Origin of the sequence: Paenibacillus sp. JQZ6Y-1 (assembly GCF_040719145.1) — a bacterium.
Taxonomy (GTDB): domain Bacteria; phylum Bacillota; class Bacilli; order Paenibacillales; family Paenibacillaceae; genus Saccharibacillus; species Saccharibacillus kandeliae.
The window spans coordinates 235,218-261,086 of record NZ_JBFDUZ010000005.1 but is presented as its reverse complement, the minus strand read 5'-3'; the positions used below and the strand labels follow the sequence as shown (position 1 = coordinate 261,086).

The window sequence follows — 25,869 nt, the reverse complement described above, 5'->3', positions numbered from 1 at the left end:
TGTGTCTTGCAAAAGCTTTACTATCTTCAACCCATTCCAATCGTCTTACCTTCAGCGATACAAAACCAGCCTGTTTATATTCCGTTTATATAGCCGTATTATGCTGTCTCCTGTACTTACAAACTAGCGTAGAGCTGGAGGGATACACATGAATCAACAGATCCTCATTAGTGGAGCAAGCTTTGCTGGTCTTGCAACAGCGTATTGGATGAAGCAGCGGGGATACGATGTTACTGTCGTTGAGATTGCTAAAGGTCTCAAAAAAGGCGGTACACCCGTCAATATTCGTGAGCATACAATCGATATCGTTAAGCGGATGGGGCTGCTGGAACAGATTCGAGCGAATCAGATCCATATGGAGTTGACCGAATTCAAAAGTGCAGACGATGTCACCGAGCAATCGGAAGTGCGCGAACCTCTTGCTGACGACGAATATGAGATTGAACGGGATGTCCTGCTGAATCTCATGTTTGAAGCGGTCAAAGACGAGGTTCAGTTCCTCTTTGACGACAGTATCGTATCGCTGATCGACCAAGGAGATGGCGTCGAGGTGACGTTTAAGAGCGGACAGCAGCGTTCCTATGACTTGGTGTTCGGCTGCGATGGTATTCACTCTGTTGTGAGAAGATTGCACTTCGGAGAGGAAGCAGAGTTTTCGCATTTTCTGAACACGTATTTCTCCATTACGATTGCAGACAAGCTGTTGATTCGTGAACATACGACCCAGATCTATAATGAACCGGGCAAGATGGTCATGCTGAACGCGTATAATGGCAAAACCGATATTGTCTTCTGCTTTTCTGCGGACCAAGAGATTCCATATGATTATCGAAACGAGCAACAGCAGCGGGCAATCACGATCCAGCATGTGAATAGCATGGCCTGGCGCGTGCCGGAACTCTTGGAAGAGGTGAAGCAAACGTCATCCTTTTATTTTGATAAGCTCTGTCAGATGAAAATGCCGTCATGGACGAAGGGCAGAGTAGCTCTAGTCGGCGATGCGGGCTATTGTGCTTCTCCGGCTGCAGGTATGGGCGGCTCGCTGGCAATCGACGGAGCAGCGGCTCTGGCGGATGCTTTGGAGAAGAGTGATGGGGATGTGACGCTTGCTTTTCAGGCATATGATGAGAGCTTCCGTCCGTTTATCGAAGACGTGCAGGCACAGGCGGCGATGATGGTGAATTTTCTGATTCCGCAAACGGAAGAAGCGATTGATGCAAGGTATGATCAGTAAAAGGGCATGGCATGGAGTCTAAGTCAAATGAACAAAGGTATCTAAAAGGAGTTTTGGATTTGCATCCATTGTTAAAGCATTATCTATGGGTTGCTTTATTTACTTCGGTAATCAGTACAATCCTTTTGATGTTTCTACGTCCACAGACAGGTCCTATGATGCTTGAGACAAATGAACTTCTTGCATTTGGTATGATTTTTATTGTGGTAAGTTATAGTTTTATTCTTGTTGGCGGCGCGATAATCTCTACTATAATTAGATGTTTTACATCCAAGCTGTCCTATCTATTCACTGGTTTTTTAATAATATCCATCATTTTGTATATCGTTCATTTCTCTTTTTCTTCGTCATTCCTGTTGTTGGCAGCAGGTGACGCGATATTATTTGGTGTGTTTGATACGTTTTTATCTAGAAGCAAAGAGTTTTTTGCATACCATAAACAGCCACTTGATTAATGTCAAAGTGGCTGTTTTATTGTATAAAGCTTCGTTAACCGGAAACGATTGTTTCCATATCCGGTTGCAGCTTATGCCGCAATCCATACAACAACCCCGCCCCCACCAGAAACGCCATCGCATCTGCAATCACCAACGACCACACCACCCCATGAAACCCACTCATCGCATTCGCAATAAACAACACCGGAATCAGCGTCACGCCTTGAATGACCGACATAATAAACGCCGCCGTACCTTGCCCCGTTGCTTGGAAAATACCCGTAAACAGCGTCGTTATTCCCGTAATAAACAGCGACAGGAAGGTAACGTGCAAAATATAACTGCCCATCACAATCAGCTGTGCATCATTGGTAAACCAGCCGATCAGATGATCTGCCACCAGATACACCACTACCCCGAATACAACCGCCAGGAGCACAATCGTTTTAACCGTAAATCCTATCGCTTGCTTCATCCGCAATTTATTCGCGGTAAACGAAAAGGCGATCAGCGGCACAACACCTTCACACAATCCCATCAGTACAAACTCTGGAAATTGCAGCAATCTCGACGAGATGCCGTATGCAGCGACGGAAGCATCGCCGTATTGAATCAGAAAATAATTCAGAATCAGCGACATCGCACCAAGAAAGACACTCATCACAAACACAGGCACGCCGATTTTGAACACATTGCTCATAATCTCTTGGCTCGCTTTAAACCATTTCAACGACACACTCAGAAAGGTGCTTTTGAACCCCAGATGATACGTGTAAAAGGCGCTTGCGACCAGATTCGCTACAACGGTCGCTGTAGCTACGCCGATCACGCCCCAGTGAAGAACAAAGATCGCGAGGGCATCCAGCACAATATTGACGATCACACTCAGGATCATACCGATCATAGAGGTGATTGCCGATCCCTCGGCACGCACGATATTTTCCAAGGTGAAGAATAGGACGACAACGGGAGAGCCAATCAGCATGACGGTGACGTAATCTTTGGTAAAAGCGAACGATTCGCTCGTTGCCCCTAGACCCGATGTGATGAGATCCGCCAGCGGCAAACCGACCAGAATAACGAGCAGACCGAGCAGCAGACTGCTGTAAAAGGCGAAGGACGAGACATGCTTGGCATCGTCATATCGCTTGTCGCCAAGCAGACGAGAGATAAATGTACCGCCGCCCATACCGATCAGGTTACCGAGTGCCATGATAATCGCGAACAACGGTAGCGTCAATGCCAGCGCCGTCAGCATGGCTGTATTATGCAGCGTACCGAGGAAATAAGCGTTCAGAAGAGAATAGATCACGCTCATGGATGTACCGAGCATCATCGGAATGGCAAAGTGAGCGACGGCTTTGGCGATAGGGGCTTTTTCAAAGTAATGCAGATTTTCTGTATCCATATGGATTCCTGCTTTCTATCATTTTTTGCCTTACACTGTTAGTTTGTGCCTTACAGTGTTAGATGGTATCATGGGATGGATGGGTTGTAAAGCACAAACTTACAGTGTTAGATAAATTTTTTCGAAGGATGGATATAGATGAAAAAGCAGCCTCAAATTTCGGAGGACAAGATTCTCGAAGCGTCGTGGGAGCTTTTGGGGGAAGATGGGATTGAGAAGTTAAGTATGCGGCGGCTTGCCGACCGGCTCGGCATTCAGGCGCCATCGCTGTACTGGCATTTCAAAAGCAAGCAACAGCTGTACCAGCGTCTAGCGAATCATGTATCCAAGGTGATCGTGGATGAGTTGCACAGCGACGGGAATTGGAAGGAGCAGCTAACCGAGTTGGCAGTCACGACGCGCGTGGTATTGAATCGCTACCCGTGCTCGACGCAGATCATGATGATGACACTGCCGCATGATCCAGACATTATCCGTTTCACTAACCGGATGCTAGCATGCGTCGAAGAAACGCCATTGGCGCAGGATCAGAAGATGCAGGTCGTGACGACGCTGGTGAATTTTGTGTTTTATTTTGTACTGGATCAGTATCAGCATATGCGTAATGTGGAGATCATGAGTCAGGAACAGCAGTCTACGATGAGCGACCATATGACGCAGGTGATGGATTCGATGCGCGATGAGGATGTATGGCTGTTCCGGCGGATGTTCCACAATCAGCTGTTTGAGCTGATGGGGAGTGATCGGGCGTTCGATTTTGGATTAAAGGTGATCTTGCTGGGGATTGAGCAAGTCATTTTGGAGCAGGAGATGGATGTGTAACTTTTTTCACTGATCCATTGCTCACATTGGCGGTAATATGTTAACATATCGAAATGGCAGTAATGCTTCAATAATTGCATATATTCAAGGGCTATGATTGCTGTGGATCACACTACAGCAGGAGCAGCTTCTGGAGAGACTGCGGATATACCGCAGCGCCGAAGGGTTCACAATCTCAGGCAAAAGGACAGAAGAGTACGAATACATATGTGTCATGCGGCGAGGTATATGCTGCGGGGCATGTATATATTTTGTTATTCTTGTGCGCTGAGAGATTGGATGATATCCAGTCTCTTTTTTTATTGGTTTTTACAGACAGATCAGGAGATCGAGGGGGAAACACGATGACACAGACAGGACTAAAAAGAGAGCTTGCTAACCGGCATGTTCAGTTGATTGCGATTGGAGGAACGATTGGAACGGGATTATTTCTCGGCTCCGGCAAAGCGATTGAGAAGGCAGGACCGTCGATTATCCTCACGTATCTGATCGTCGGGATGGCGATTTTCTTTGTGATGCGGGCGCTGGGAGAATTGCTATTATCCAAGGCGGGCTATCAGTCATTTACCGATATTGCAGAGGATTATTTGGGACCGCGTGCGGCATTTATAACGGGTTGGACGTATTGGTTTTGCTGGATTATGACGGCGATGGCGGATGTGATCGCGGTTGGTGTGTATGTGCAGTACTGGTTTGATATTCCCCAGTGGATGCCAGCGGTGCTGTGCCTGATCGTATTGCTTGGACTGAATCTGTTAACCGTCAAAAACTTCGGGGAGCTGGAATTCTGGTTTGCCTTGATTAAGGTGATTACGATTGTGGCACTGATCGGTCTAGGCATTGTGCTACTCATTATGGGCTTCCGTACAGACGCAGGTACGGTATCGGTACGTAATCTGTGGGAGCATGGCGGTATCTTCCCAAATGGCGTATCTGGCTTCCTATTCTCGTTCCAAATGGTCGTATTCGCTTATGTCGGTGTGGAGCTGGTGGGTGTATCGGCAGCGGAAACTGCCAACCCAGAGAAAAGCATTCCATCGGCGATTAATAAGATTCCGCTACGTATTCTGTTCTTCTATGTAGGCGCGTTGTTCGTGCTGCTGTGTATCAATCCGTGGACACAGCTCAGCCCGGCGGAAAGTCCATTTGTCCGCACCTTTACACTGGTCGGTATTCCGGTGGCGGCGGGCATTATCAACTTTGTCGTGCTGACGTCGGCGGCTTCCGCCTGTAACAGCGGTATGTTCTCGACGAGTCGTATTCTGTACAATTTGAGCCATAAAGGGCAGGCTCCACAGCGACTGGGCAGACTAAACCGCAATCATGTACCAAGTCAGTCGTTGTTCCTATCTACGCTTGTCATCTCGGGTGGTGCGCTACTGAGCAAGCTGTTACCGGGACAGGCATTTGAAATTGTGACGACGATTAGTGCGATTTGCTTTATCTGGGTGTGGGGTGTAATTCTGGTATGCCATATCCGGTATAAACGAAGCCGTCCAGAGCTGCATGCAACGTCGCGCTTCAAAGCACCGTTTACACCGTGGATCAATTATGTGGTGCTGGCGCTGTTTGCAGGCATTCTGGTGATCATGCTAATCTCTGGCGAAACGCGTCCCGCGTTATTGTGCACGCCGCTTTGGTTTATTTTGCTATTAGTGCTGTATCAGATTCGGAGTCGTAAAACAGCCGATGTGCAAAAGGTAGAGAAAGTAAGTACGATGAATACGTAAAAACGATGTACGATCTACAAGTACAGGTGATCGCAACAACGAGCGCCAATATATGGTTCCCTATTCGGTGGATATGTATTCAAAAAGTGGAGTTAGCACGAAATACTATCCAGACGTACCTTTCATATCATGATCAAGAGCCGCTTCGTTATCGAGGCGGCTCTTGGTATACTCAGAGAAATACAGCAAGGCAACAGGAGAAGGGAATCATTTTTTTGCCGCTTTCAAGTGCAAATAATTGAGTATTCGGCAAGGTGAGCATTACCCTATAATAACGTTACATCACGAAATGAAAGGGTATACAAAATGAGCAACTACAGATTGGATTACCATATTGCGCCGACTTTCGGATTTATGAATGATCCCAATGGACTGGTGCAATTCAACGGAAAATATCACGTGTTCTATCAGTGGCTGGATCAACTACAGGCGCAAGGACCTAAGAGCTGGGGGCATGTCGCTTCTCATGATCTGGTGCACTGGGAAACCTATGAATGTGCACTCCAACCGGATCAATGGTATGACAAAGACGGCTGCTACTCTGGCAGTGCGATTGTGCACGAGGATACGTTGTACCTTTTTTATACTGGCAATGTGCGTACAGAATCCGGTGATCGCGAAACGTATCAATGCTTGGCGACATCTACGGATGGAGAACAATTTACCAAGCATGGACCAATCATTCACCTACCGGAAGGCTATACACCGCATTTCCGTGATCCCAAAGTATGGAAGGACCGGGCTGCGCAGCAATGGTGGATGGTGATCGGTGCTCAGACGCAGGCGTTGACTGGCAATGTGGCGCTGTATCGGTCAGACGATTTGTGGAATTGGACGTATCAGGGCAATATGCTGCCGGATACTCGCAACTGGGGATATATGTGCGAATGTCCAGATCTCGTGACGGTTGCAGATCAACAGTATATGATTGTCAGCCGTCAAGAGAAGATCCAACGAGACGGGCGCGAGCTAGATCAGTGCATCCCGTATTATTTTGCCGGACAGATGCAGCCGGATGCTCAATTTCTGCTGTATTCGGGACAGGAGCAGCAGTTGGATGAAGGCTGGGACTATTATGCGCCGCAGTCGTTTGTGGATGAGCAGGGACGTGTGCTTTCCTTTGCATGGATGGGTGGCGGTGAGATTGATTACCAGATGGCGCAACCGACTGTACCGGACGGCTGGCTGCATGCGTTGACCATTCCGCGCGAGCTGATCGCAGGACCCGGCGGAATGAAGCAACGTCCAGTTGCCGAATTGCAGAAACTGCGCCAGCATGAGCGTTCGTATCATCTGGCATTGGCAGGTCATGAGGACGTTAGCGAAACCGTACTGCCTGTAACTTCTCACGTACAGGAAATGTGGCTTGCATTTGGCGATGTCCAGCACTGGCAACTGCTCTTACTGGATGGCGTACAGCTGCACTATTCCGCTGAGAGCGGGCAAGCCATTTTGAAACGGCGTAACTGGTGGACTGGGCAATGGGATGAGCGCGTGCTTGTATTGCCAAATGGATTACAGCAATTGCACGTATTTATAGATCGCTCGTCGGTGGAATTGTTTATCAATGATGGTGAAAAAACAGCCACCATGCGCGTATTTTTCGACTCGGCCGCGGATACGATTCGTCTGTCCGGTTGTACCAATGTAAATGTCAAGGTATGGGAGTTATCGAAGGAGGAATTGTAAGTGTCCAAAGAATATAAGCAAATCGCTGGCGAGATTGTAGAGGCGCTTGGCGGCGATGAAAATATCATTTCGGTTGCGCATTGTGCGACTAGGCTACGTGTCATTGTCAAAGACCGCGAAATCATCGATGATTCGCAAGTGACGGATATTGATCTGGTCAAAGGTTCGTTTTTCACATCGGGTCAGTATCAGGTCATTCTTGGAACCGGTATCGTTAATAAAGTGTACGAGGAAGTGCTAGCACTCGGCTTGTCCGGTAGCAGTAAGAGCGAGCAGGCAGAAGCTGCATCGAAATACGGCGACAACTGGTTCAAACGCATGATTCGCATCTTTGGCGATGTGTTTGTGCCGATCATTCCGGTATTGGTGGCGACTGGTTTATTCATGGGTGTGCGCGGTCTGATTATGCAGGAGCAGGTGCTGGCTTTGTTCGGAGCTACACCAGCGACGGTATCGCCTGACTTTCTACTGCTTACGCAGATTTTGACCGATACGGCATTTGCTTTTTTGCCAGTGCTTGTGTGTTGGTCGGCTGTCAAAAACTTTGGCGGTTCGCCAGTACTGGGTATTATTCTCGGATTGATGCTTGTGCATCCGTCCTTGCCAGTGTCATGGGATGTCGCGCAGCATAAGGCAGACCCACTGTACTTTTTTGGCTTTATCAAAGTTGCCGGTTATCAAGGATCGGTATTGCCTGCCTTTATCGCAGGATTGTGTCTGGCGAAGATCGAGAAATGGCTGCGTAAACGCGTACCCAATGCGCTTGATCTGATTTTGACACCGTTTCTGACACTCCTCATTATGGTTGTATTGTCGCTTATGGTCATCGGTCCAATCTTCCATCAAGTGGAAATCTGGCTGCTCGCAGCGGTGAATTTCCTGCTGGCATTGCCCGGCGGATTGGGCGGATTGCTCTATGGCGGGATTAACCAGATTATCGTCGTCACGGGCGTGCATCATGCGCTCAATCTGATCGAAATTCAAATGCTAGCAGAAACGGGCTGGAATACGGTCAATCCGATCAGCTCGGCGTCGATTATTGCTCAAGCGGGAGCGGCACTGGCAGTAGCGGTTAAAACGAAGTCGCCCAAAACCAAGTCGCTTGCCTATCCTTCGGCGGTATCAGCGATGCTAGGCATTACGGAGCCAGCTATTTTCGGGGTTAACCTGCGTTTCGTGAAGCCGTTTGTTATGGGATTGATTGGCGGTGCAGTCGGTGGTTTTCTATCTTCGCTGTTTGGTTTGAAGGCAACGGGTATGTCTATTACTGCGATACCGGGTACATTACTCTATATGAACAATCAGCTACCATGGTATTTGTTGGTGAATGTGATCGCGATGGCAACAGCGTTCCTGCTTACTTATTTCTTTGGTTATTCGGACAAGATGAAGGAAGCGCTGGAGTCCAAGAAAGACTAATACACAACGTATACAGGAGCAGAATATGAACACAACACAGATAAAAGCACTTGTTGAACAGATGACGCGTATGGAAAAGATCGGACAGATGACACAGATTACCACCAGCTTTTTCAATGTAGATGGAGCACAGGCAACGGGTACGGCTTCTCGTATGAAGGACGTGGAACAGCACAAATGGATCGTCGGCTCGGTACTGGGTAAGCTGGATGCGGCAAGTATGCTGCGTATCCAGCGCGACTATTTGCAGAACAATCGTCTAGGCATTCCGTTGTTGTTCATGACCGATGTGGTGCATGGCTACAAAACGATTTTTCCGGTTCCGCTGGCATTGTCGTGTAGCTGGAATGCAGAGGTGCTGCGGCGCACTGCCCGCGTATCGGCTGTAGAAGCTGCGGCTGCTGGATTTCAGGTAACCTTTTCGCCGATGGTCGATCTGGTGCGTGATCCGCGGTGGGGCAGAGTGATGGAGAGCTTCGGCGAGGATCGGCTGCTGCTCGGGCAGTTCGGTGCCGCAATGGTGGAAGGATATCAAACGGACGATCTACAGCAGCTTGATACGCTAGCTGCGTGTGTGAAGCATTTTGCTGGATATGGCGCGGCAGAGGGTGGCAAAGATTACAATACTGTTGATCTGTCGCCGCTTTCTCTATATACCGACTATTTGCCTGCGTACCGTCAGGCACTTCAGGCAGGGGCGCGCTTGATGATGGCGGCGTTCAATACGCTGAACGGCGTTCCAGCTACAGCCAATACATGGTTGCTACAGGATATATTGCGCAAGCAATGGGGATTTGACGGCACCATCATTTCCGATTGGGGTGCGGTCAAAGAACTGATTCCGCATGGGGTAGCTGCTGATTCGGAAGATGCGGCACGTCTGTCGCTGCAAGCCGGTATCGAGATTGAAATGATGACGACCGCTTATATCGAGGCACTACCGGAACTGTGCGAACGGCATCCAGAGCTGGAGCAAAAGCTAGACGAAGCGGTCAAGCATATCTTGCAGTTAAAGCAGGAACTGGGCTTGTTCGATGACCCGTATCGCGGTGTCTCCGAAGCACGGGAGCAGGAAGTGATTTTGCATCCGCACCATCGCCAAGCTGCCCGCGACGCAGCAGTACAGTCAATGGTACTGCTAAAAAATCAACATGTATTACCGCTGAATCCGGCTCAAAAGCTGGCACTGATCGGACCGTATGCAGACAATCGGAACATGCTGGGTCCTTGGTCAATCGATGGCGATCCACAGCATACCGTGACAGTGCTAGAAGGGCTGAAGCAGCAGGGGGTGCATGTACAGTCGCTGTCCACCGACGACGAGCATATACAAGAGGATATGTTCGATCAGGCGAATGAGCTGATTCAGCAATCGGACATAACCCTACTTGCCTTAGGGGAAAGGGAAGAATGGTCCGGGGAAGCTGGCTCGCGCGCCCAGATCGGGCTACCACAGGATCAGCTGAAGCTGCTGCGTACGGCAGCGGCTGCTGGTAAGCCGGTCGTTGTCGTCGTGTTTGCGGGACGGCCGATTGAACTGGAGGAAGTTGCCCGGCACGCGGATGCTGTATTAATGGCATGGTTTCCGGGTACAGAAGGCGGACATGCGGTTACGGATATCCTAACAGGTCGTTGTAATCCGAGTGGACGTCTTACGATGAGCTTCCCGTACCATAGCGGGCAGATTCCGGTTCATTACAATCATCTGAATACCGGTCGTCCGGCACCTCTGCTGACGCAGGAGAAGCGCTATAAGACACAGTATTTGGATGTTCCGAACGAATCATTGTATCCATTTGGGTATGGATTGGGATATTCCGAATTCGTGTATGGAGATATAGATGCAGGTTCAGGCGAGTTGTCGGCGGATAGCCCCCTTCAGATTAGCATCCCTGTAACCAATACCGGTGAGTATGCTGGGCGCGAAACCGTGCAGGTGTATATCCATGATCGTGTAGCTGAGATTGCTAGACCAGTGAGGGAGCTGATTGCTTATCAGCAAATCGAATTGAATCCCGGTGAGACTACTAAGGTGCAGTATACCATTCATGCAGACATGCTGGGCTACTATCATACGGATCTTGAATACCGCGCCGATCCTGGCGAATTCGAGTTGATGATCGGTCCAGACAGCCGCCGTGGTTCAGCTGTAACGATTCGGTTGATATCATCCCAAACGTAAACATTAGCGAAACTAGAGCCTTTTCATTCACCAGCTATCCCTCTCCAATGCTATAATCAACATAGTATGGGGAGGGATTGTTGTGCGGGCAAGAGAGATTATTATGATGCGTATGCTTTTGCAAAAGGACCATGTGCTTCCGGCAGAATTCACCAACAGACTGGCGATCAGTCTGCGTACCGTGCGTATGGATATCCGTTCCCTGAACGAATACTACAAAGCCGTTTACGAGCATTCTGGCGATACCTTGATTCGTTCTTCGCCAACACGCGGATACTATATCCGCCCATCCGATCAAGCTGGTGCACGTTATTGTCTGGAACAGCTCATTCAGGATGCGCGTACACAAAGTTATCCAGAAACCGCCAATGAACGCTTTTTGTTTTTGCTGTTGCATCTTTCCTTTTTGGATCAGCCTACCGCAACACGCGATCTGGCGGAAATTATGTACGCTTCCAAAACATCAGTCACACAAAGTCTAAAAGAAATAGCTCATTATCTTGCTGGCTTTGACCATATTCAATTGCAAACGTCTCTCAAAGGGATACAATTGGTTGGCTCTGAGCGCATGAAACGTCATGTGATTGCAGCAACCTTGAATTACTATACATTCGGCTCTATTCTGATGGACAAGGCGCTGCGCTTTATTTTCGGTGAATCGTATGTACAGCTGTACACATGGCTGCAAAGCTATTTGCCGCAACTGCTAGAGCGCCATCAGTATGATCTGATCGACAAGTCAGCAGAAGGCTTTCTGTTGGATACCTTTATTACAATTAAACGCGAAGAAAAAGGCTATACATTGGAGCCGCAGTCGCTTCCATCCGCTGCATGGACGGCGGAACTGATGCAGGCGCTTGCAGATCGGAAGACAGAGTTGTCGCCTGTCGGGGCAGCCTTTTTACAGGAATGCTTAGGGGCAAAGCGTGTGATCTATCGGGAACCGACACCGAATCCAGCCGCCGCAGAGAGCCTGCGGTTTACACAGCAATTTTTGCAGATGGTAGATCGTAATTACGGCACTTCCTATACATCGGATGCGGCGTTGTATACACGATTGTCCATGCATAATGAAAGTATGCTGAACCGCATCCGGCAGGGGCATTTTGAACATAATCCGATTTTGGAACAGGTGAAGGAACAATATCCTAGACAAATGGAAATGGCTGCTTTGTGTAGTCATTTCTTGCCGGATAATGGGCCATCTTCACTGAATGAACATGAAATTAGCTATATTGCTCTCTATTTTGCCTCATTTGCTCGTCAGACCAAGAAAGCGATCTTGATCTGTGATCTCGGTGAGAGTGTCGCCCATCATATGATCAGACAGATTTACAAATCCTGCGGGGAGCGATTGGAGATCACGAAACGCACTTCATTATCGCATTTACGTCAAAATGTGCCGGAAACGGATATGATCATTACCGTATCCCGCATATTCGATGTACAACTGCCGGAGCATATACAGGTCGTCTACGTCAATTATATACTGAACGATGAAGATATCCGCCGCATCCAGCAACTGCTTTGATAGGGGATTCCCATAGTAGCGGATCAAGACGTATTCTGCTGATAAGACGTGTGACGCATGAATCCATTCATAAAATAGAGGAGTGTATATTGATGGCGACATTTGAAGATTTGTTAAAGCTGGATATTCGGGTTGGTACCGTTATTGGAGCGGAATTTTTCGCCAAAGCGCGCGTGCCAGCAATCAAGCTAGACATTGATTTTGGAGCCGATATTGGGGTGAAGCGTTCCAGTGCGCAGCTGACAAAACGGTACGAGGCAGAGCAATTAGTCGGTCGGCAGGTGATTGCAGTGGTAAACTTCCCGCCGCGCCGGATTGCCGGATTTGATTCAGAAGTATTGGTACTAGGCGGCGTACCGGGTGAAGGCGATGTGGTGCTGTTGCAGCCAGAATTCGATGTGCCCAACGGAACGCCAATCGCATAAGACAATGAAATAGAAGAAGGCAGTAGCGAAATCACCGAATGAGATCAAGAGGTTTCTTGATCAGATCGTGACTGGGCTGCTGCCTTTTTTGATAGTCTAGTCTGGATATTCACTGATATACATGTGGATTACTTGGTCTGATCGTCGTTGGATGGGAAGTTGGCGATGTATCGATTTCTCTTTTTCTCATCAATGCTCAGATCAATCAGTTTGATCAAGCGATTGCCGATTTTGATCAGAAAATATAGCCCACATATCATCAGCACAATGCTGAGTATCCAAGGGAGCATAGTAAGAAGTGGAAAAAAGGCTGAACCTAGATGAAACGAGCTGGATACATAATGATTTGTCATGATTAGAATCATCCTCTCTGCAAAGGGAAGCTAGAATGTAAAATAAGTCATTCCTACAAATATCAATCTTGGTTATGTACAGGTGTCTGATGTTGTTCACGCAGCGTGCGAACGTGTTCTTCCAGTATACGAATCCGCCGATTTTGGTTGTAAAACATAGGTGCTACACAGATGGCAAAGAAAACAATCACTCCAATAAACATATCGATCCTCCCATCTATACGTATTGAGTTATAGTTTACTTAAAAAGTATGGGAATGGACAGCGAACGAGCAATGGGAGTTACGAATACAAGGACGAATGAAGATGAAAACTGCCGATGAATAGCGATATTCCAACGTATAAGTAAGCGACATACTAGTAAGCGAAATAAAAAACCACTGGGGCGTAAGTGTTATGCCTCTAGTGGTTTTTTATGTATTTGCTATGTCTCTAGTGAATGAAATGTACGTACATATGTAAGGGTTTTATATCGTTTCGAACGAAAAAAAGTGAATTTCGCAGCAATAGTTAGTAAAAAGAAGCATATATTTTATTGATGAAGCGTTCTCTTTCATTATTGACTGTACAGCAAGATTGGGAAATTGACAAATGTACGTACAATATCTATACTGAAAAATGTCACCAAAAGAAAACGCCTTCTTTTAAGGGCGTATGATGGAAAAGAATGATGGATTTAGCATAAATACCGCGTATTCACTGGGATTATCGCGTTATAGCAAGAGTTTGAGATCGTATATACCATGTATGTTATGTATACGCTCTACTAACGATTATGCCCCCGATTACGCCGCATGAATAAGAAAATAAACAAAAAATCAATCTATGGTATGTACATTATCCGGTAAGCGCTTTTCTAACGCTTAGTGGAATCTGATTTTATAACAACACAGTAAAAGCAAGCATGAATACTCCGGCAAGCAGCTTATGTAAGCGGGAGGCGGAATGCGGGCAAGCATATCCAGCGCATTTGGGAGAGGGGAATACGTGATCATGAGTCAGGTGGACGTGAAGGACATCATCGCCAGCGGTGCAACATCGCTCGGAATCGAATTTGGATCGACCCGGATCAAGGCAGTGCTGATCAATGAGCAGTTTGAGAGTATTGCTTCCGGTAGCTATGAATGGGAGAACCAGCTGAAGGACGGATATTGGACGTATGATCAGCAGGACATCATTACTGGTCTGCAAACGGCATACCGCGAGATGAAGCAGGATGTGCAGCAGCAATATGGCATTACGCTGGAAAAGGTAGGCTCCATCGGCTTCTCGGCAATGATGCACGGCTACGTCGCACTGGATAACGATGGTAAGCTGCTCGTTCCATTCCGTACGTGGCGCAATGCGACAACTGGTCAGGCGGCAAAAGAGCTGACGGAGCTGTTCCAATTCAATATTCCAGAGCGCTGGAGTATTGCCCATCTATATCAAGCGATTCTGAACGATGAGCCGCATGTACCGCAACTCACATTCCTGACGACACTGGGTGGTTACATACACTGGCTGCTGACCGGCAGCAAAGCGATTGGTATCGGCGATGCGTCCGGCATGTTCCCTATCGACGAATCCAGTCACAATTACCACCCAGATATGGTCAAGCAGTTTGATGAGCATATCGCAGGCAAAGGGTATCCGTGGAAGCTGGAAGATCTACTGCCGCAAGTATATCGTGCTGGTGAAGTTGCCGGAACGTTGACCGCGGATGGCGCGAGATTGCTTGATCCAGCGCAGCATTTGCAAGCAGGCATTCCACTCTGTCCGCCAGAAGGCGATGCTGGAACGGGTATGGTTGCGACCAATAGCGTACGTAAGCGCACAGGTAACATCTCGGTCGGTACATCCGTATTTGCCATGATCGTACTGGAAAAGGAATTGTCCAAAGTCTATCCAGAGATTGATCTGGTAACAACGCCAGATGGTAGCCCTGTCGGGATGGTACACGCCAATAACTGCTCCAGCGATATTAACGCTTGGATCGGACTATTCCGCGAATTTGCTGAGGCGATGGGATATGAAGTCGACAGTGCGAAGTTGTTCAGCGTTATGTTCAACAAAGCATTGGAAGCTGACCCGGATGGCGGCGGATTACTCAGCTACGGCTACTATTCCGGCGAAAATATTACCGGCATCGACAAGGGTCGTCCACTGTTCGTTCGCTCGCCAGAAAGTCGCTTTACTCTGGCGAACTTTATGCGCACTCATCTGTTTACAGCGTTTGGCGCACTCAAGATCGGTATGGATATTTTGACCAAAAACGAGCATGTCGTGATCGACAGCATTTTGGCGCACGGTGGCTTGTTCAAAACACCAGTCGTCGGGCAGCGTATCGTCGCAGCAGCGATGAACGTGCCGATCTCGGTCATGTCCACGGCTGGCGAGGGTGGCGCATGGGGCATGGCGCTGCTGGCGTCCTACATGATCAACAAGGACGATAGTGAACGTCTGGACGACTATCTGGAGCACAAAGTATTCCACGATGTAGAAGGACAGCAGGTTGCACCAGTTGCAGCCGATGTGAGAGGCTTTGAAACGTTTATCGAACGGTATCAGCAGGGTCTGGCGATTGAGCAAGCCGCAGTGGATCATCTTCTGGAGAACGGAGGAAACCAATCATGTTAGAACAGTTGAAGGAAGAGGTATACGAGGCGAATCTGGAACTGCCGAAGCACGGTCTCGTGAAATTCACGTGGGGCAATGCGAGCGCAGTAGACCGCGAAAGTGGATTGTTCGTCATCAAGCCAAGCGGTGTTAGCTATGAAACGATGAAGCCAAGCGATATGGTTGTTGTCGATCTGGATGGCAATGTGGTGGAGGGCGAGATGCGTCCTTCCTCCGATACAGCGACACATGCCGTATTATATAAGCACTATGAGCAAATCGGCGGTATTGTGCATACCCATTCCACTTGGGCAACGATTTGGGCGCAAGCGGGTCTGGACGTTCCGGTCATGGGTACGACACATGCGGATACGTTTTACGGAGCTGTGCCATGCGCGCGTGTATTGAATCAGGCGGAGATTGATCGCGGGTATGAAGCCGAGACAGGCAACGTGATCATCGAGACATTTGAACAGCGTGGTCTGGATGTGATGGCGATTCCAGCAGTTCTGCTGCACGGTCATGCACCGTTCACTTGGGGTAAGGATGCCAAGTCTGCTGTCGTGAACAGCGTCGTACTTGAAGAAGTGTGCAAAATGAATCTGTACGCGCGTCAATTGAACCATTTTGCCCAAGAGCTGCCGCAGAATATTCTCGACAAGCACTACTTACGTAAGCACGGCAAGGACGCGTATTACGGACAAAAATAAATCAAAGTATTCACTCCATAGCCTATATCACTTTAGCGAAAAGAGGATGATTTCATGTCAACAGCAACAGACAAGCAATTCTGGTTCGTCGTAGGTTCCCAGCATCTGTATGGTGAAGAAGCACTCGGACAAGTTAAAGCCAATGCACAGAAAATCACGGATTCCCTCAATGCGAGCGGCGTACTTCCTTACCCGCTTGTACTGCAAGATCTGGCGGTAAGCGCTGATAAAATCACCGAAATTATGAAAGAAGTCAACTATCGTGACGAAGTAGCAGGCGTGATCACTTGGATGCACACCTTCTCTCCAGCGAAAATGTGGATTCGCGGTACCAAGCTGCTGCAAAAACCATTGCTGCATCTGGCGACACAATATAACGAAAATATTCCATGGGCAACGATCGACATGGACTTTATGAACCTGAACCAAGCGGCGCATGGTGATCGTGAATACGGCTTTATCAATGCTCGTCTGAACAAACAAAACAAAATCGTAGTTGGCTACTGGGAGCGTCCGGCTGTACAGCAGCAAATCGCGGATTGGCAGGATGTGGCGGTTGCTTACAACGAAAGCTTCAATATCAAAGTGGCACGCTTTGGCGATAACATGCGCAATGTTGGCGTAACCGAGGGCGACAAAGTCGAAGCGCAAATCCAATTCGGCTGGACGGTCGACTACTTCGGAATCGGTGATCTGGTCGAAGTGATCAACGCAGTGACTGAGCAGGAAATCGACGAGTTGCTGTCCCAATACGGCGAGTTGTACGAGTTCGATTATGGCACTAACAGCAAAGAAGACTGGGAAGCCAGTGTACGTGTACAAGCTAGCTACGAGATTGCGATCAAACGCTTCCTCGACCAAGGCGGCTACACTGCATTCACAACCAACTTTGAAGATCTGCACGGCATGAAGCAGCTTCCGGGTCTTGCTGTACAACGTCTGATGGCACAAGGCTACGGCTTCGCTGGGGAAGGCGACTGGAAAACAGCCGCTCTGGATCGTCTGCTGAAGATCATGAGCCATAATGAAAATACTGGCTTTATGGAAGACTACACTTACGAGCTGGGCGAAGGACAAGAAGCAATCCTGCAATCGCATATGCTGGAAGTAGACCCAACACTGGCAAGCAGCAAACCAAAAATCGTCGTATCCCCACTTGGTATCGGCGACCGCGAAGACCCAGCACGTCTTGTATTCGATGGCAAAGCTGGTGAAGGTGTCGTTGTATCTATGGCAGACTTCGGTACGCACTACAAGCTGCTGATCAACGAAGTATCCGCATTTGAACCAACCGTTCCAGCTCCGAAATTACCGGTAGCACGCGTACTGTGGGAAGTGAAACCGAACTTCCAAGACGGCGTGAAAGCGTGGATCGAAAATGGCGGTGGTCACCATACCGTTGTGTCTCTGAACCTGACTACAGATCAGATCGTCAGCTACGCGAAGCTGGTTGGTCTGGACTATGTAGTGATCAAATAATATCGATTATAAATAATACCAATCATAAGAGTTGCCATATGACCGGAACGATCTGTAATACAGCGTTCCGGTCAACTATCCCATACCGGAATTTCGTCCAAGACACCTGAGAAATGACAGAAGAAACCTGGTTTTGCAAACGCTATTATATTTGGCGATCACGAAACAGTCTTTGCACAGGAATATACTGTCATATCGGAAGGCGTACACGCCGGAAAAAAGACAGGGTTGCTGCGCAGAGACTGTTTTTTTGATTGATTGTAAATATGGTGATTGCAAAAGTGATCTAACAACGAATATTCGACATGTGAGTAATCATTGAATTGGGGTTTCCATATTTTTATACAGAGAGAGATGGATATCAACAGTGGGAATGAATGATCATGCGGTAGACCGCAGGCGTTCATTGTCGGGATGAGGAGATGGAAACAATGAAAGATGGCAAGAAAATCTCAAGTCGATTTATCTATTTTTTCGGTTCGTTTGGTGGCATTTTGTTTGGTTACGATATCGGTGTGATGACGGGTGCGCTCCCGTTTTTGCAAAGTGATTGGGGATTACAGGACAGCGCGGGCATCATCGGCTGGATTACCGCTTCCGTGATGTTCGGTGCGATCTTCGGCGGTGCATTGGCGGGTCAGATGTCCGACCGACTCGGTCGGCGGCGCATGATTCTGCTGTCGGCACTTGTTTTTGTAATCGGTTCCGTACTGTCTGCGGTCGCGCCGCATAACGGATCGTATTACCTGATCTTGGTACGGATCTTCCTCGGTCTGGCGGTCGGTGCTGCTTCAGCGCTTGTACCGGCGTATATGTCAGAGATGGCTCCTGCCAAGCTGCGCGGACGCTTATCTGGTATTAACCAGACGATGATCGTATCCGGTATGCTGCTGTCATATGTAGTGGACTTTTTGTTAAAAGACTTGCCGGAAGTGATGGCATGGCGCCTGATGCTCGGTCTGGCTGCCGTACCGGCGCTGATTCTGTACGTTGGCGTGCTGCGCCTGCCAGAATCGCCACGTTTCCTCGTCAAACACAATATGATGGATGAAGCACGCAAAGTACTGAGTTATATCCGCCCTGCCAATGAAATCGATGCTGAGCTGTCGCAAATTCAAGATACTGCCAAGCAAGAGAAAAGCGCTATCAGTGCATCGTGGAGTAAGCTGTTTAGTGGCAAATACCGCTATCTGGTCATCGCTGGTGTCGGCGTTGCTGCGTTTCAACAGTTTCAAGGTGCTAACGCGATCTTCTACTACATTCCGCTGATCGTGGAAAAGGCAACCGGTACATCCGCAAGCTCTGCGCTACTGTGGCCCATTATTCAAGGGATCATTCTCGTCATCGGCTCGCTCGTCTTCCTGCTGATTGCCGACAAATTCAAGCGTCGTACCTTGCTGACTTTGGGCGGTACTGTGATGGGTCTTTCCTTTATCCTGCCAGCGGTCATCAGCTGGATTATGCCGAATAGCAATCCGATTATGATCGTTGTGTTCTTGTCCATCTATGTCGCTGCGTACTCGTTCACATGGGCACCGCTGACATGGGTGATCGTCGGTGAGATCTTCCCGCTCGCGATTCGTGGTCAAGCGTCTGGCGTGGCATCGTCGTTTAACTGGATCGGCTCTTGGCTAGTCGGACTGTTGTTCCCGATCATGACTGCGTCGATGTCGCAACAGACCGTATTCTGCATCTTCGGCGTGATTTGTCTGCTCGGTATTCTGTTCATTCGTACCCGTGTACCAGAAACACACGGTCATACGCTAGAAGAGATTGAAGAGAATGGCGTTCAGAAAGCATTGCAAACGCAGACATCCAACGCACGCGCTTGATAGAGAAATGGATAGGTCCGTTCTGTTTGACAGACTCATCTCTGGATACATGTTTGTGTTCACAACCATAACTTCGACAAAGGCATTCCCGGTTATCTGGGAATGCCTTTATTTTGCATGAATGACTAGTATTATGATTGATTGGTATAAGGCGTAGCTTTCACCCGTCTACTATCTACAATACTGCATCATCCGTTCCTAGTACGTATAAATCCCTACACCTATTTATATGCCAAATGTGTAATATGACTTTTGCTTCCTTCACCAATATCCGCTGTAGATTGCGTTAATTCCGGTTCTTACCTTCATCTATGGGTAAAAAATGGAAAAGAGCAGAAGGAGGAACAATATGCTTAATATGTATCCAAAAGGAAAAATATTAACCGCAGCTTTGCTGCTTGCCCTGCCCGTCTCTGCCTGTACATCCGAATCTACAATGAATGGTGCGTTGACAGAACCTTCCACCACACCGTCGATCTCGTCCAATACCGCTCCTACTTCGTCCACAGCATCCGGCACTACCAGTGAAGCCACATCCTCATCCAAGCCATCGTCTACATCAACGACTGATTCTACAAATACCAGTAGCAATAACCAGTCGTCGTCCACAGATCGCTCCTCTGCAGCCAATAGTACATCTTCGTCTACGAGTAAAAAAGCAACGACAACCGCAACGACTACCAAGAAAAATGCCAGCATTACCGATTCCCTGAAAGGCGGCTACACGGTAGCGGCAACCAAGCTAGACATTCCATGGTCGATCCAATTCTCTGGCGATACCGTGTATATCACGCAGCGCGGCGGCGGAATTGTACAGATCAAGAACGGCAAGCAAACCGTGCAAAAGATTCAGACCAAAAAAGTGCTACGTGTCGTTGGCGAAGCGGGTTTGACCGGATTTGTGCTCGATCCCAAATTTTCCACCAACAAAACCGCCTACATTTACCATGCGTATGAGCAGAACGGCACCGGATACAATCGCATTGTGAAGATCAAGCTGACGAGCGGCGTCTGGAAAGAACAAAAGGCACTGGTAGAACAGATCCCAGGCGGACGCATTCATGAAGGCGGACGACTCGCCTTTGGTCCAGATGGATTACTGTACAGCACTGCTGGTGAAACCAATCGCCGTGAGCTGTCACAAGATCGCTCCAGTCTAGGCGGCAAAATCCTGCGCATGACCTCTGACGGCGCAGTGCCTAAGGATAATCCGTTCAAAAATTCCTACGTCTACGCCTACGGATTGCGCAATTCGCAAGGATTGGCATGGACATCCAAAGGCGTATTGTACGCATCCGACCATGGTCCAAGCGGCGCACCAATTCCCGGCACCAGCCAGACCGACCGTACGGGGTTGGATGAGATCAACGTGATCAAGGCAGGCGCCAACTACGGCTGGCCGAAGGTGATGGGCAAAGAAACCGCCCAAGGCATCACCGCCCCTGTCTATGTCGCCGGTACCACCGCCATCGCGCCATCCGGCATCGCCGCCACACCGGATGATAAGATACTGGTCGCCACCCTTGCTGGTGAAAGCCTGAAACTGTTCGATCCATCTACCAAAAAAATGACTGATATCCTCACCGATGTCGGCCGAGTACGCGATGTAGCAATTCACAATGGGAAGATTTATGTGATTACGAATAATACGTCGCGAGGTTCAGCGAATGCAGACGATGATCGGTTGTTAATTTTGAAGTAAACTGCTTATGTTGTAATAAACAGGCTTTTCTCAAGTCTATTTGATGGAGAGAAGCCTGTTTGTTGTTGTTTGATGTGTTAAACTGGTGTTGTAAATTCGTTGTATGCACTATCATAGAACATTCACAACGTCAGTCGATTACGGGATTTGTGTAAGGCTTATTTGACTATAGAGGATGATCGCAATGAACAACCCATTTGGCATTGTATTTGCCCATCAACTGGCGCTGATGATCGAAACGGGGCTGCTAACCTATAAGCAGTATATTCCGTTCTGCGATGAGATCATTGAGAATATGGATACACCGCCCTATTTGATGATAGAGCTGGCTGTAATACGGGATGCGGAAGAAGCAAGGAATAGGATCTATGAGTATATTGCCGATGAAGCGGATGAGAATTTTTTGGAAGCACGGTATCAGCTGTATGCCGCTTGCTTGTATGTAAAATACGAACGACAGTTACCCAGCAGTCCACAAGCATGGTCGGTATTTTTGATGGAGATGGCTCACTATGCAGATGCCTATCAAATGCTGGCACATCACTGCTCGTACTATTATGGTTTGCTAGATACATATGAACGTAGCAATGATGCAAAGAGGTTGGAATTGCGCCAGTCGCAGGAAATTAGAAATGAATTTGCAAGTGAAATTATACAGGTAGAGCAGTGGTATGAGCCATTCAAACGATATGAATAGATAATGAAAGGCAGCATATAGGAAACTGGAATGATCTATGTAGGCTGGCTCAAGATATAGAAACCGATGATGAGATTGGCATATGGTTAGAATGGAAGAGTGCTTGGAAGCATATCGACTTGGTTTTAAAATCCATGGACATCCAGAACAATACGATGCATACTATTTTGAAAGCGTATACAAAAAATCCTATACACATCCAAAGGAGCGGTTCCCATGCCTTCATACAACAGCGCTGCCGACGTTGCGCATCCGCAAAAAGGTCATCTCTTATCCGACATCCCTGCCCATGATCCGTTTATTCTTGCTGACCCGCATATGCAACTCTACTATCTCTACACTGGTGGCGCGCCGTGGCTCAACGGGATGGAGCGTTATGGCGTCATAACCTACACCAGCGCTGATCTTCAGCACTGGGAAGGACCGCATGTTGTATTTATCATTCCTGACGATACATGGGCGCATCCGCAACATGGTGCTTGGGCGCCGGAAGTACATGAGCATGAGGGCAAATATTATCTGTTCGTCACGCTGCATAATCAGGAACGGGTGCTGGATGGTGAGCCGATTCAAGGATACAACAAGCACTGGCGCGGCACCGTAATCGCGGTCAGTGACTCCCCAGCAGGTCCTTTTACTATGATGAACAAGCAACGTCCGGTTGTATCAGAAACGTTCATGACGCTGGATGGCACGCTGTATCGGGATGAGCATAACGATCCGTGGATGGTGTACTGTCACGAATGGGTACAGACGCTAGATGGTACGATTGAAGCGGTACGTCTGAATGGAGATTGGTCGGCTGCGGTCGGCGATCCGGTGCATCTGTTCAGCGGATCGGCAGCACCTTGGCTGTCGTCTCCATCGTTATCCGACGAGGGTATACAGACTATTCACAGCTCTAAACAAGACTCACAAACGCAGTGCAACGATTCCAGACTACCACAGTCGGAGCCTCACCATTCCCAAGACGTCGAACACCCGCAGCGCTACAACGTTGACGAAGCCCAGTTGATTCCGCAAGAATCGAATAGGAACGAACCAGAAGTGTACGTCACCGATGGCTGTCAGCTGTACCGTACATCCAGTGGCAATCTGATCATGCTCTGGTCTAGCTATGAACAGGACAGCTACGTGCAGACCATTGCCCGTTCAATCAGCGGCAAGCTGGAAGGACCGTGGGAGCAGCTGGAGCCGCTTGTGAAGGAGGATAGCGGGCATGGCATGCTGTTCCAGACCTTTGATGGGCAATGGAAGCTCATTTTGCATCGCCCGTTTAACATGCCGGAATCGCGTTGTTTGCTATTCGATATAGAGGATACCGGAGATTGCTTTCAATTGGCAAAATAGAAGCGAGTCAGCTGCAAATAGATGCTATAAAAGAACGGAATAATGTCCCTATTAGCGGGAAAATAAAAAGAATACCTGCAATCCGATCTCATTTCTTTTGTATATGTAAAAAAATAAGTATAAAATGTAAAGGTAGGAGGGATACATAGGCATTTCAAGAATAGAATGGAAATGGTATAGACGACTCTTTTTCCACCGATTTAGCCCTTTTCGCGCAAAGTTTTCATTTTTTACCAACTCTAAATAGTATATAATTAAATGATAAGAGTCGATAACATTTTTAACAGACTGCAATTGGGTTATAATGAAGTTAGCGGTTGCAGATGTGTTTGACAGTTCGAGGATGTTCCTGAGTGGAGCCTTGCTTTCGTGTAGTACCAGAGCAGGAGCTACTGCTCTTTTTTGCAAATATACGAGATAAGGAAGGTTTTGTTTTTATGAGCAACGTACAGAAAAAAACAGACGTTATCTTAATCGGTGCCGGAGTCATGAGTGCGACGCTGGGATCATTGCTGAAAGAGTTAGCACCAGAATGGGAAATTAAAGTGTTTGAGAAATTAGCAAACCCTGGAGAAGAAAGCTCCAATGAATGGAATAATGCCGGTACCGGTCATGCGGCACTATGCGAGTTGAATTATACGACCGAAAAGCCAGACGGTTCGATCGACATTACCAAAGCGGTACAGATCAACGAACAGTTTCAGCTGTCTCGTCAGTTCTGGTCTCACTTGATCCAAACCGGTGTATTGCATCATCCACAGCAGTTTATTAAACCGATTCCGCATATGAGTCTGGTGCTGGGAGAGAGCAATGTTTCTTTTTTAAGAAAAAGATTTAAAGCGCTTACCGAGAATCCGTTATTCCAAGGAATGGAGTATGCGGAGGATGCGGCTACGTTGCAAAAATGGATTCCGCTCATTATGAACGGGCGTACGTCCAGTGAACCTATTGCTGCAACCAAAATCGAAACCGGTACGGATGTGAACTTTGGCGCACTGACTCGGATGATGTTCGAGTATCTCAAGGGCAAAGGCGTGCAGATTCATTACAAGCACAGCATCAAGGACATCAAGCGCGCCGCAGATGGTTCCTCGTGGAACATCAAGGTGCAGGATCTGAATACCGGTCGGGTAGAGCATCACGAGACACGCTTTGTGTTTATCGGAGCAGGTGGCGGTAGTCTGCCATTGCTGCAAAAGACAGGCATTCCAGAATCCCGTCAGATCGGCGGATTTCCGGTTAGTGGTGTATTCATGGTCTGTAAAAATCCAGATGTGATTGAACAGCATCATGCCAAAGTATACGGCAAAGCGAAGGTTGGCGCGCCGCCGATGTCTGTTCCGCATCTGGATACCCGTTATATTGATAACAAAAAGGCACTGCTGTTTGGTCCTTTTGCTGGTTTCTCACCTAAGTTTTTGAAGACAGGTTCGAATATGGATCTGATCGGTTCAGTCAAGCCGAACAATCTGATGACCATGCTAGCTGCCGGAATGAAGGAAATGGGGCTAACCCGTTATCTGGTGCAGCAAGTCATGCTGTCCAACGAGCAGCGGATGGAAGAATTGCGTGAATTCATTCCCAATGCGAAAAGCGAGGACTGGGAACTGGTTGTCGCAGGTCAGCGTGTACAGGTCATCAAGGACACCCCAACAGGCAAAGGAACGCTGCAATTCGGTACCGAGGTTGTCAGTGCCGCGGATGGCTCAGTAGCTGCACTATTGGGCGCGTCACCGGGAGCATCGACAGCGGTTCATGTCATGCTGGAAGTACTGCGCCGCTGCTTCCCGCAGCAAATGCCGGGCTGGGAGCCGAAAATCAAGGAAATGATCCCGTCCTACGGATTGTCGCTGTCCCAGCATCCTGATCTGTTCCGCGACATCTTCGCTTCAACGACGAAAATGCTGGAGCTGGATAAAGGACAACCTGCTCATACCGGAGTGGAAACATCGCCGGATATGGTCACCAAAAGCATCTGATTCGTCCAATCGATACTCATGAGAGATAGATCATTATTTTAAAATGCTCGTGCTATTCCCTATAGCCGACCATACAGGCTGCCAGACGGTGATGGGCCGTCGGCGAAGAACCATGAAATGAGGTTCTGCCGAAGGACTGGCAGCCTGCCGCCAAAGGATGATCCGTAAGGTTACACCAACAGCATAGAAGTGACAGCAAGAGGAGGAACCTTTGATCAGAGCGGATTGAAGGTTCTTTTGGTATGAAGCGAGCGGCATAAAGTAGATTGGTGGCTTGTGATCAACTGTAGTG

At 48.2% G+C, this 25,869-nt stretch carries 19 protein-coding genes and 1 riboswitch; of the genes, 16 read left to right on the top strand and 3 right to left on the bottom strand.

What is annotated here, in order from left to right; translation table 11 throughout:
* The first annotated feature begins 148 nt into the window (after positions 1 to 148).
* Positions 149 to 1,234, top strand: a complete 1,086-nt coding sequence (locus tag ABXR35_RS21155; protein WP_367064045.1) for an FAD-dependent monooxygenase — start codon at positions 149 to 151, stop codon at positions 1,232 to 1,234.
* Positions 1,235 to 1,723: 489 nt separating this feature from the next.
* Here the strand turns inward: ABXR35_RS21155 and ABXR35_RS21150 are convergent, their stop codons facing one another.
* Positions 1,724 to 3,079 (bottom strand): MATE family efflux transporter, encoded by a 1,356-nt coding sequence (locus tag ABXR35_RS21150; protein WP_367064044.1) that lies wholly within the window; start codon positions 3,077 to 3,079, stop codon positions 1,724 to 1,726.
* 138 nt (positions 3,080 to 3,217) lie between these two features.
* Here ABXR35_RS21150 and ABXR35_RS21145 point away from each other — a divergent pair, with 138 nt between their 5' ends.
* The 7 genes from ABXR35_RS21145 to csaA all read left to right on the top strand — a co-directional run bounded on the left by ABXR35_RS21145 (position 3,218) and on the right by csaA (position 12,877).
* Complete coding sequence (locus tag ABXR35_RS21145) at positions 3,218 to 3,901, top strand: TetR/AcrR family transcriptional regulator (protein ID WP_367064043.1); 684 nt, start codon at positions 3,218 to 3,220, stop codon at positions 3,899 to 3,901.
* Positions 3,902 to 4,021: 120 nt separating this feature from the next.
* Positions 4,022 to 4,102: riboswitch (glycine riboswitch) on the top strand.
* Between the two features lie 143 nt (positions 4,103 to 4,245).
* Positions 4,246 to 5,631 carry an amino acid permease gene (locus tag ABXR35_RS21140; RefSeq protein WP_367064042.1) on the top strand — a complete coding sequence of 462 codons (1,386 nt, stop codon included), beginning with the start codon at positions 4,246 to 4,248 and terminating at the stop codon, positions 5,629 to 5,631.
* Positions 5,632 to 5,937: 306 nt separating this feature from the next.
* Entirely contained in the window at positions 5,938 to 7,320 is a 1,383-nt protein-coding gene (locus tag ABXR35_RS21135) for a glycoside hydrolase family 32 protein (RefSeq protein ID WP_367064041.1), read from the top strand.
* Positions 7,321 to 8,739: a sucrose-specific PTS transporter subunit IIBC gene (locus tag ABXR35_RS21130; RefSeq protein ID WP_367064040.1), complete on the top strand. Its 1,419-nt coding sequence runs from the start codon at positions 7,321 to 7,323 to the stop codon at positions 8,737 to 8,739.
* A 25-nt stretch (positions 8,740 to 8,764) separates the two neighbouring features.
* Positions 8,765 to 10,921 carry a glycoside hydrolase family 3 N-terminal domain-containing protein gene (locus ABXR35_RS21125; RefSeq protein ID WP_367064039.1) on the top strand — a complete coding sequence of 719 codons (2,157 nt, stop codon included), beginning with the start codon at positions 8,765 to 8,767 and terminating at the stop codon, positions 10,919 to 10,921.
* A gap of 103 nt (positions 10,922 to 11,024) precedes the next feature.
* On the top strand, positions 11,025 to 12,452 hold the full coding sequence (locus ABXR35_RS21120; protein ID WP_367064038.1) for a BglG family transcription antiterminator: 1,428 nt from the start codon (positions 11,025 to 11,027) through the stop codon (positions 12,450 to 12,452).
* A gap of 92 nt (positions 12,453 to 12,544) precedes the next feature.
* Positions 12,545 to 12,877 carry a chaperone CsaA gene (gene csaA / locus ABXR35_RS21115; protein ID WP_367064037.1) on the top strand — a complete coding sequence of 111 codons (333 nt, stop codon included), beginning with the start codon at positions 12,545 to 12,547 and terminating at the stop codon, positions 12,875 to 12,877.
* A 128-nt stretch (positions 12,878 to 13,005) separates the two neighbouring features.
* Here csaA and ABXR35_RS21110 read toward each other — a convergent pair whose 3' ends face one another.
* Both ABXR35_RS21110 and ABXR35_RS21105 read right to left on the bottom strand, forming a co-directional pair.
* Positions 13,006 to 13,230, bottom strand: coding sequence for a hypothetical protein (locus tag ABXR35_RS21110; protein ID WP_367064035.1), 225 nt, complete (start codon positions 13,228 to 13,230; stop codon positions 13,006 to 13,008).
* A 62-nt stretch (positions 13,231 to 13,292) separates the two neighbouring features.
* Positions 13,293 to 13,433, bottom strand: a complete 141-nt coding sequence (locus tag ABXR35_RS21105; RefSeq protein ID WP_367064034.1) for a hypothetical protein — start codon at positions 13,431 to 13,433, stop codon at positions 13,293 to 13,295.
* 790 nt (positions 13,434 to 14,223) lie between these two features.
* Between ABXR35_RS21105 and ABXR35_RS21100 the strand changes: the two genes are divergently transcribed.
* From ABXR35_RS21100 to ABXR35_RS21065, 8 genes are all read left to right on the top strand, one after another.
* On the top strand, positions 14,224 to 15,849 hold the full coding sequence (locus ABXR35_RS21100) for a xylulokinase (RefSeq protein WP_367064033.1): 1,626 nt from the start codon (positions 14,224 to 14,226) through the stop codon (positions 15,847 to 15,849).
* Positions 15,843 to 16,538, top strand: a complete 696-nt coding sequence (locus tag ABXR35_RS21095; protein ID WP_367064032.1) for an L-ribulose-5-phosphate 4-epimerase — start codon at positions 15,843 to 15,845, stop codon at positions 16,536 to 16,538. Before ABXR35_RS21100 ends, ABXR35_RS21095 begins: the two co-directional genes overlap by 7 nt.
* Positions 16,539 to 16,592: 54 nt before the next feature.
* Positions 16,593 to 18,017: an L-arabinose isomerase gene (gene araA / locus ABXR35_RS21090; RefSeq protein WP_367064030.1), complete on the top strand. Its 1,425-nt coding sequence runs from the start codon at positions 16,593 to 16,595 to the stop codon at positions 18,015 to 18,017.
* A 431-nt stretch (positions 18,018 to 18,448) separates the two neighbouring features.
* The gene (locus tag ABXR35_RS21085; RefSeq protein WP_367064029.1) at positions 18,449 to 19,849 is read left to right on the top strand and encodes a sugar porter family MFS transporter; all 1,401 of its coding nucleotides are present in this window, start codon (positions 18,449 to 18,451) and stop codon (positions 19,847 to 19,849) included.
* A 349-nt stretch (positions 19,850 to 20,198) separates the two neighbouring features.
* The gene (locus ABXR35_RS21080) at positions 20,199 to 21,551 is read left to right on the top strand and encodes a PQQ-dependent sugar dehydrogenase (protein ID WP_367064028.1); all 1,353 of its coding nucleotides are present in this window, start codon (positions 20,199 to 20,201) and stop codon (positions 21,549 to 21,551) included.
* Between the two features lie 184 nt (positions 21,552 to 21,735).
* Positions 21,736 to 22,248, top strand: coding sequence for a hypothetical protein (locus tag ABXR35_RS21075; RefSeq protein ID WP_367064027.1), 513 nt, complete (start codon positions 21,736 to 21,738; stop codon positions 22,246 to 22,248).
* A 216-nt stretch (positions 22,249 to 22,464) separates the two neighbouring features.
* Positions 22,465 to 23,598, top strand: a complete 1,134-nt coding sequence (locus ABXR35_RS21070) for a glycoside hydrolase family 43 protein (RefSeq protein WP_367064026.1) — start codon at positions 22,465 to 22,467, stop codon at positions 23,596 to 23,598.
* A gap of 437 nt (positions 23,599 to 24,035) precedes the next feature.
* The gene (locus ABXR35_RS21065) at positions 24,036 to 25,577 is read left to right on the top strand and encodes a malate:quinone oxidoreductase (protein ID WP_367064025.1); all 1,542 of its coding nucleotides are present in this window, start codon (positions 24,036 to 24,038) and stop codon (positions 25,575 to 25,577) included.
* Positions 25,578 to 25,869: the final 292 nt, after the last annotated feature.

Excerpts from the sequence above, each read along its gene's own strand:
- ABXR35_RS21155 (WP_367064045.1), top strand. The coding sequence starts at position 149 with ATGAATCAACAGATCCTCATTAGTGGAGCAAGCTTTGCTGGTCTTGCA.
- ABXR35_RS21150 (WP_367064044.1), bottom strand. The coding sequence starts at position 3,079 with ATGGATACAGAAAATCTGCATTACTTTGAAAAAGCCCCTATCGCCAAA.
- ABXR35_RS21145 (WP_367064043.1), top strand. The coding sequence starts at position 3,218 with ATGAAAAAGCAGCCTCAAATTTCGGAGGACAAGATTCTCGAAGCGTCG.
- ABXR35_RS21140 (WP_367064042.1), top strand. The coding sequence starts at position 4,246 with ATGACACAGACAGGACTAAAAAGAGAGCTTGCTAACCGGCATGTTCAG.
- ABXR35_RS21135 (WP_367064041.1), top strand. The coding sequence starts at position 5,938 with ATGAGCAACTACAGATTGGATTACCATATTGCGCCGACTTTCGGATTT.
- ABXR35_RS21125 (WP_367064039.1), top strand. The coding sequence starts at position 8,765 with ATGAACACAACACAGATAAAAGCACTTGTTGAACAGATGACGCGTATG.
- ABXR35_RS21120 (WP_367064038.1), top strand. The coding sequence starts at position 11,025 with ATGATGCGTATGCTTTTGCAAAAGGACCATGTGCTTCCGGCAGAATTC.
- csaA (WP_367064037.1), top strand. The coding sequence starts at position 12,545 with ATGGCGACATTTGAAGATTTGTTAAAGCTGGATATTCGGGTTGGTACC.
- ABXR35_RS21110 (WP_367064035.1), bottom strand. The coding sequence starts at position 13,230 with ATGACAAATCATTATGTATCCAGCTCGTTTCATCTAGGTTCAGCCTTT.
- ABXR35_RS21105 (WP_367064034.1), bottom strand. The coding sequence starts at position 13,433 with ATGTTTATTGGAGTGATTGTTTTCTTTGCCATCTGTGTAGCACCTATG.
- ABXR35_RS21100 (WP_367064033.1), top strand. The coding sequence starts at position 14,224 with ATGAGTCAGGTGGACGTGAAGGACATCATCGCCAGCGGTGCAACATCG.
- ABXR35_RS21095 (WP_367064032.1), top strand. The coding sequence starts at position 15,843 with ATGTTAGAACAGTTGAAGGAAGAGGTATACGAGGCGAATCTGGAACTG.
- araA (WP_367064030.1), top strand. The coding sequence starts at position 16,593 with ATGTCAACAGCAACAGACAAGCAATTCTGGTTCGTCGTAGGTTCCCAG.
- ABXR35_RS21085 (WP_367064029.1), top strand. The coding sequence starts at position 18,449 with ATGAAAGATGGCAAGAAAATCTCAAGTCGATTTATCTATTTTTTCGGT.
- ABXR35_RS21080 (WP_367064028.1), top strand. The coding sequence starts at position 20,199 with ATGCTTAATATGTATCCAAAAGGAAAAATATTAACCGCAGCTTTGCTG.
- ABXR35_RS21075 (WP_367064027.1), top strand. The coding sequence starts at position 21,736 with ATGAACAACCCATTTGGCATTGTATTTGCCCATCAACTGGCGCTGATG.
- ABXR35_RS21070 (WP_367064026.1), top strand. The coding sequence starts at position 22,465 with ATGCCTTCATACAACAGCGCTGCCGACGTTGCGCATCCGCAAAAAGGT.
- ABXR35_RS21065 (WP_367064025.1), top strand. The coding sequence starts at position 24,036 with ATGAGCAACGTACAGAAAAAAACAGACGTTATCTTAATCGGTGCCGGA.